This is a genomic window from Arthrospira sp. PCC 8006, assembly GCF_046480465.1.
Classification (GTDB): domain Bacteria; phylum Cyanobacteriota; class Cyanobacteriia; order Cyanobacteriales; family Microcoleaceae; genus Limnospira; species Limnospira platensis.
In genome coordinates, this window is record NZ_PKGG01000235.1 from 1 (window position 1) to 7,556 (window position 7,556).

Consider the following 7,556-nt stretch of genomic DNA (forward strand, 5'->3'; position numbering starts at 1 on the left):
CTGATTTTCCTGTTCAAAAGCATTAGCATGATGGAAAACAAAGCCAGATTGAGCGTCAAAATGTCGGATATTTTGTCGTTGTGCGGGGTCACGAGGAATAACAATGATGCGGGTAGGTTGATTAGTTTGAAAATGGACACATTGTCCTGCGCCACAGAGTCCAAACAGATAAGGAAGGGGATTAAATTTTACGGGATTTTGGAAGAAAATACAGTAGTTAGGGGTGATGGCAAAATCATGGATAAAGGCAAATCCGGGGACTGTATGGGCGTATTTTTGCAGGAGGCTACCATGGCTGTCGAGTTCATAAATACGGATAGTGGTTGATAGTCCTGGTTTAATGGAAAAATTAACTAAACTTGGGGAACCGTCATTAAACTTAGAACTGGGGTCAATGCGGGGGTGGGCGGCGAAAGATTCTCCGGGTTCCAGGATACCGTCAAGGTTATCTAGCCCGATAGTTTCTAAGGTTTCATGGTTGAGGTGATAGGGTAGGTCAGCTTCCCACAAAGCGAGTAATTTACCACCCCAATAAATGACTTGAGTATTGGCAATATTTTTAATCCGCAGGTCAAAGGCGTTGTGGAGAAAACCGCCAGGCTTTTGGGTTCCAAAGACACCGCGATAAAGAATAGTTTTGGCTTGTTGTTCGTCTATGTAGCCGAGTGTGCGGACATAGCGATTTTGATAGTGTGCTTGTCCGTCCTGAAAGCGGATAGCGGAAATCATGCCATCTCCATCAAAGGGGTGATGAATGGGTAAGCCACCGATATCTAATAAACCGGGACCGTTACGGAATAGGGTTCCTTTGAGGTCTGGGGGGATTTCTCCGTCAATATTGGTGATGGTATAGTTGTATTCATTGGGTTGGGATAAATAACCTTTTTGCCAGTCTTTGGGGTTATATGATAGTTGATTGTGGGAGGGTTCAGATAGGATGTTTTGCATGATTGAATGAGTAGTTTTTTTTAAGGTGATTAACTAAGTGATGGTTAATTGGTGTTGCCAATCAATAAGCAGATATATATAGTATATATCAAGGGCTGTGAAAGGTCAAGGTAGGCTGTGTTATCCCTCGCCGCCCTGTGGGTGAGGGAGAGTGAGTCGGAAAGGGAGATTAATTACCAGTTATTAATGATTAATTAATCTGTGACTAATTCGGGGACTAATTCTGCGGTTGATTCTAGGGTTGGTGAATCGATGTTATCGGTGTGACTTTCGGCGCTGGTGGATGGTAGCCAGCGAATTAGTGGTAATGGTAAAAGGGTGGTTAAGTTAGTGATAATTACTAACAACCATAATTGGTCGAAGTTAGTCTCGGTGACTCCTAATAAGTGGGTGAGAAGTGCGCCAGACTCGTGGGATATGAGTCGGGAGAGGTTAGAGACGGACATTAATAGGGCGAAGAGGGTGGCTTCTACGCCGGGGGGACATAGGCGGGCGGCGAGGACTAAAACAGGCATATAGGCGATTTCTCCGGCTACGGTGAGGATGAGACTATCTCCGAGACTAAACCAGTGGTCGTCTATTCCTAGGGCGCGGTTGGTGTGGGTAACGAGGAGTAACATGGTCATACCGAGGGCGGCGGAGAGAAGGGTTGAGACTAGGAAGATTTTACGGAAGGGAACAGATTTAAAGAAGCGCTGAAATAGCCAAATACCTAGGAGGGCGGCGATACTGGTAACTAGGCGGACTCGCCCTAAAAACTCTGGTTGAAATCCTAATTCGTTGGTGGTGAAATAGAAAAAGGCTGAGTCGGCGGTGGGGGTAGCCTGCCACAAGAAGATGAAGGCGGTGGGTAGCCAGATGGATTTTTGGGTGATGGCGGCCCGCAGTTGTTGGGCTTGGTGTTTGACGGTTTGCCAATTGGAGATGTTAGTAATTTTATCTTCAGCGATCGCCCATGCGACAACCATTACTAATAGGGGAAAGGTAGCGGTAATGAGGAAAACGGTTTCTGAGGTAAAGATTTCGAGGAGATAGCCACTGAGATAGGCGGTAATTAGCCCACCAATGGCTGAGAAAGCCCAACATAGGGATTGAAGGGAACCGATATTGCTGATAGATTCGTTTCGGGCTCTTTCTACTACTAATGAGTCTACAATGACATCGCTGATGGCTACGGATAGGGAATTAAGGGCGATCGCAATTGTCGCGGTAATGGGATGATGAACAAGGGTGGCTAGGTAAACCCAGGAGAAAGTCCCCATTAAGCCGGATAGGATTAAATAGGGTCGGCGGCGATATCCAAAAATTGGCAACCCGTCGGACATAAAGCCGAATAGGGGTTTAATGACCCAGGGAATAGAGACTATTCCGAATAGGGCGGCGGTTTCGGCGGGACTCATGCCCAAATCATCTTTGAGGAAGAAGCTAACGGCGAGACGGGAGAGGCCCAAAATCCCTTGTACAAAGTACACGGTCAGAATGGCGAGCAATTCTGGGTTGGGTTCATTGCCAAATAGTATATGCTTCTTGAGCCATGCCTTGGTGTTGCCAAAGCCAACTGGGGATAATTGCATTTTGTAAACAAAAGTTAAGAAATTTCAATATTGATATCATAGCGAGTTCAATCAAAAACGACACAATGATGCGATCGCTTTAAGTCTAGGCAGTATAAATCACTATGGAAACAGCATTTGATCAGTGGTGGCATCTAATCTTAGGGGCGCTGTCCCTAAACCGAGATGCTTTTGTAGAAATTAACATCCTACCCCTAGGTAGAGGACTAGCCCTAACAATAGTGTTAGTGGCGGGACTATCTCAGGCTATAGGTCAATCGATTGTTTTATTTATTAACCGAGTCCGACCCTTCCGATTTTTGCTGAGTTTAGGAATGGCGACGATTTTGTTTGTGTTCACGTTTTGGTTTTGGGCTGGGAGTATTTGGCTAGTTCACAATGCGATATTTAATAGCGGACTGAACCTGCAATCAACGATTACGACCCTAGGATTAAGCTACGCGCCGCAAATTTTACGATTTATAGTGGGTCTTCCGTATCTTGGCATTCCCATTGGTGTATTTCTGTCGATTTGGTCATTACTAGCGGAAGTAACGGCGATTAAAGTAGTAACCAATCTTGATACGTGGGCTACTTTTTCGTCGGTAGGGTTAGGCTGGGTGCTATTGCAGATATTACAACGAACGATCGGGAGTCCGTTGATGATTCTGGGTCAACAGTTAACTAACCTAGTGGCGGGAACCGAGGTAGTAACCGATCGCCAACAACTGACACAAATGGTGATGTCAGGTAACATAGAAACGATCGATGATGTAGGTAATGAAGTAATACTGGATGCTGCGACGCGCCACAGTCCAGAAACTATCAAACGCAACCGGGCGATCAAATTAATCGCATTAGGGTTAACGGCGTTTTTCGTGTTTGTGTTAATTTCCTCCCAGTCCCCAGGTTGGTTTAGTCGTTGGTACAATGCGTTAGAACAAACTTTGCAATTAGCGATCGACCTGACGACTATTAGCTTGATCGCGCTATTCTTTTCGATATTCCTAACTCCCCTAGAAGCGCTAAGTTGGTGGGCGGGATGGTATGGCGATCGCACCCTGAAATATACAGGAACCCCGGTCAAAGAAATCGAGAACCCCAACAGTATTTCCCGTTATGTAATGTACCTAGACGGTATCAATCAAGGTTCCCATGAATACCTCCCGCAAGTTGAAAATATGTTGAACAAGATAGCTGAGTCCTTACCTGATGATATTCTCATCGTCAAAGGAATCATGCCTTATAGTGTCACCAATAAACCCCTAACCTCAGACCGTCCCCTATCGTTTATTTGGCAAATTATTGAATCAATATCCCTAAAAAATCCGGCTAACCCGATCGCTTTTATTATCAATTTCCGCAATGTGGTTTCTGTGGCGATCGCCGCCGACCCACGCTATGGTCCGATTCAAAACCAAGGATTAGCTCAAGTAATTTATGATAGTCTAATTAGCTTTGGCTATCCCCTCGGTAGTGGTAAACCGATTACTTTGATTGGTTACAGTGGGGGTGGTCAGATGTCTATGGGTGCGGTCAGTTTCCTCAAATACAATATTAATGCCCCCATTGAGGTGATTTCTTTAGCGGGGGTAATTAGTGGGAATACCGGGGCTATGGTGATTGAACGACTCTATCACCTGGTGGGGGAAAAAGATCATGTAGAAAAAATCGGTCCGATTAGGTTTTCAGGACGCTGGCTGATTTCGGTTCTTTCTAATTGGAATCGGGCTAAAAGACGGGGCAGAATCATCTTTATTTCTTTGGGTCCAGTAGGTCATAATGGCGATGATGGACCCATGGGGGATGCGCTGTTACCTGATGGACGGACGCACCTGGAACAGACGGTGCAAATTATTACGGGGATTCTCTGTGAAAATTGGGAACTCACGGGATTAGACCCGGAGAAGTTTATCACGATTAGCGAATATGAACGCTACAAGCAGGGGTTATTTAATCAAGTGGGTTATTATCCGATTCAACAAAGGTTAAATCCCGATTTATATCACCCTAATTATACTTGGATAGGTCGGTTAATTTTACCAAGTCCAGATGAACGGGAAAGCCTGAAAGGGGTACGGCTGGAAATTTATCATGCTGACCCTGAAAATCAACATCGCATCGGACAGGTAGTAATTTTACGCTGGAGTGATGAACAGTGGGTTCAAAATTACTCGAAATTGTTAAAAATGGATGTTAATTTCTCGGAACAAGCGCGCCTTAGTGAACGACAGGGAAAGGTTCACCCTCACCGACTTGATGGCTGGGAMAATGTGGATCCTTTGGAGTCTTTGGCGGGGGCGAGACCTGATGATGATATGATTGTGGCACTTCCTGAACCAGTGGTAATTAGGGATACTGGGGAGGGTGTTACTGTGGTTTATATTCAACGGGAACCGATGCAAATTTCGGGGCGGTTTTATGGGGTTATGAGATTTATCAAAAACTTGGGCAATGACCTGTTTCAAGTTCGGCATTTTAACCCGTCTACAGGGGATTTTGATGGGGATGATGAGATAGTTTATATGCCGACGGTCATTCCCAATCGTAATGGGGTTTATTCTTTGAATAATCAGGGGGTGGAAGAGTCTCCGGTTAATGAGGGGGGATGGTATATTTATGGGGCGAGAAATAAGCAGGGTCGGTTTACGGTACAGGCGATCGCACCTAGGGAAATGTTGCGCCTAAGTCCTCAACGGGTGATTCATGGTCTGTCGCCATGCTTGGATTACTTGAGGCGTGATTATTTGGGGAATTTGAAGGCGGAAAAGGGGCAGATTAAAAATGTGTTATTATCTCCGCACAATGAGGGTCAAGATAATACTCAGGCGATTTCTCAATGGCGAGAAGGCGATCGGGCTTTGATGATGCACCTGTTTGGAGGTATTGGCGGAAATAAGGCGGAATTAGCGTCAATGAAGATCTATTTTGGGCATTTTGCTTTTGGGGTGGCTACGGTAAAACGAGACCCTTTGACGGGGGAGTTACGTTTTGCGATGGAGTACCGACAAATTTACACTAATAATACTGATGGTATTATTTCTGGGGCGAATGCTTGGGAACATTATGGAGGCGATCGTCAATGGGGATGGTTAGGTGTTCGACCATTATGCCAAACTTTAATTAAGTTTAGCCCCCTCACCGAAGATTATGATTTTGATGGCATCAAATTCTCCCCCCTAACTGCGGTTATTCAGGAATTGGATATTATGGCGGCGCGTTATCGCGTCGGAGACGGAACCGGAAATACTTTTGTTAGTCCGGTTAATTCCTGTTGTCAAGACTCTAGCCAAGCCTTATATTCCTCTTTGCGGCAAATTTTAGCCGAGTTAGAATTAAATCCCCTAATTATTAAATGGTTGCGAGAACATCCTAATCATCAGCAAACTCTCCGTTTCCAGCAGTTAGCAGATTTACTGAATACCTTAGAACATTATTTAACCCCTATGGGAAAGGTACGCCCAGACTGGCGATTTAATGCGCCCAAATTGGGTGATTTGACTGTGGAAAATCCCGGCGATACTCTGATTAAAGCTTTGTCTAGTTGGCGGACTCTTCTACCTCGTTGGGTTCATGACCAAATAGCGATGATTTTCCTGCAATTGGGGGCTGATTTATGGATACTGATGACTAATCAAGTAGGTGGTTTTGACCCGGACATTGAACCAGTCGCACCTACAGATTTTCGATTGGGAGTCCCTCAAATTAAACCCGCTAAAAAGAATTGGTCTTAGGTAGTTGATTCGGTCTCTCCGTCTGGTGATTTTACCTGGGGAGACTGAACCCCTCCCCAAACCCATATATATGTCTTCACATTTTCCCAGAAGTAGGTTGGGTGTAGCGCAGCGAAACCCAACGCCACGATGGTTTTATCAACCAGTCAAATTGACAGGGGGTTGAGTTGCACCCAACCTACTATTGTTGATGGATTGACTATCTGAATCAACCCATATATATGTCTTCACATTTTCCCAGAAGTAGGTTGGGTGTAGCGCAGCGAAACCCAACGCCACGATGGTTTTATCAACCAGTCAAATTGACAGGGGGTTGAGTTGCACCCAACCTACTATTGTTGATGGATTGACTATCTGGATAAACCCATATATATGTCGGCACGGATTCCCATTCTTTAATGGTAGGTCAAGTTCCGGTATTTGTCAATAGAAAAACTGAGATTTTTAGAATGTTTTTAGGATTGCCTAAACTGGTGATTGGGGGCGGGNTTGATGGAGTKCTGGGAAAGGGTGCGATCGCATTTTTTCCACAAGTCCCGTGGGAGGTTATATGGGGAGCCAAGTATAATTGTGGTTAGCCATGTAAATACCAATCAGGTATGAAATTCCCATGGCTCTATTGCAGGGGGATATCCTAATGAACAATACTAGCGAAATATTCCATATTTTTGAATCATCAGATTCTCAGAATTTCATGCCCCCACTGGGATTAAGTGGGGTAGAAGGAGACCCAGTAGCAGTACAGATGTCCGCGCCGCCAGAGTTCGGGTGGACGCGCCTTTTGGGAACCAGTGAGGAGGACAAGGCTAATGCCCTGACCACCGGTAGTGATGGCTCGATTTATGTGGCGGGCTATACTTATGGCGACCTAGGCGGACAAACCAATAGTGGTCTTTATGATGCCTTTATCACAAGGTTCCAGCCTGATGGCACTCAAGACTGGACTCGCCTGTTGGGAACCCCTAGGACTGAGGAGGCATCAGCCCTGACCACCGGTAGTGATGGCTCGATTTATGTGGCCGGCTATACTGCGGGCGACCTAGATGGACAAACCAATAGTGGTCTTCCTGATGCCTTTATCAGCAGGTTCCAGCCTGATGGCACTAAAGACTGGACGCGCCTGTTGGGAACCCATAGGACTGAGGAGGCATCAGCCCTGACCACGGGTAGTGATGGGTCGATTTATGTGGCGGGCTGGACTTCGGGCGACCTAGATGGACAAACCAATAATGGTGGGTTAGATGCCTTTATCAGTAGGTTGATAATAGATGGTACTGACACACCGGGGAGACCAGAAATTCATCAAGTCATTAATTTCGAG

At 45.6% G+C, this 7,556-nt stretch carries 4 protein-coding genes; 2 read left to right on the forward strand and 2 right to left on the reverse strand.

What is annotated here, in order from left to right; translation table 11 throughout:
• On the reverse strand, nucleotides 1–948 hold a 948-nt coding region (locus tag B9T16_RS23345; protein WP_410245894.1), incomplete at its 3' end, for a carotenoid oxygenase family protein.
• Between the two features lie 194 nt (nucleotides 949–1,142).
• On the reverse strand, nucleotides 1,143–2,522 hold the full coding sequence (locus B9T16_RS23350; RefSeq protein WP_006617232.1) for a folate/biopterin family MFS transporter: 1,380 nt from the start codon (nucleotides 2,520–2,522) through the stop codon (nucleotides 1,143–1,145).
• 104 nt (nucleotides 2,523–2,626) lie between these two features.
• Between B9T16_RS23350 and B9T16_RS23355 the strand changes: the two genes are divergently transcribed.
• Together B9T16_RS23355 and B9T16_RS23360 are read left to right on the forward strand one after the other, a co-directional pair.
• Entirely contained in the window at nucleotides 2,627–6,235 is a 3,609-nt protein-coding gene (locus B9T16_RS23355) for a Yip1 family protein (RefSeq protein WP_410245895.1), read from the forward strand.
• A 637-nt stretch (nucleotides 6,236–6,872) separates the two neighbouring features.
• A partial coding sequence (locus B9T16_RS23360) for an SBBP repeat-containing protein (protein WP_410245896.1) occupies nucleotides 6,873–7,556 on the forward strand: 684 nt, incomplete at its 3' end.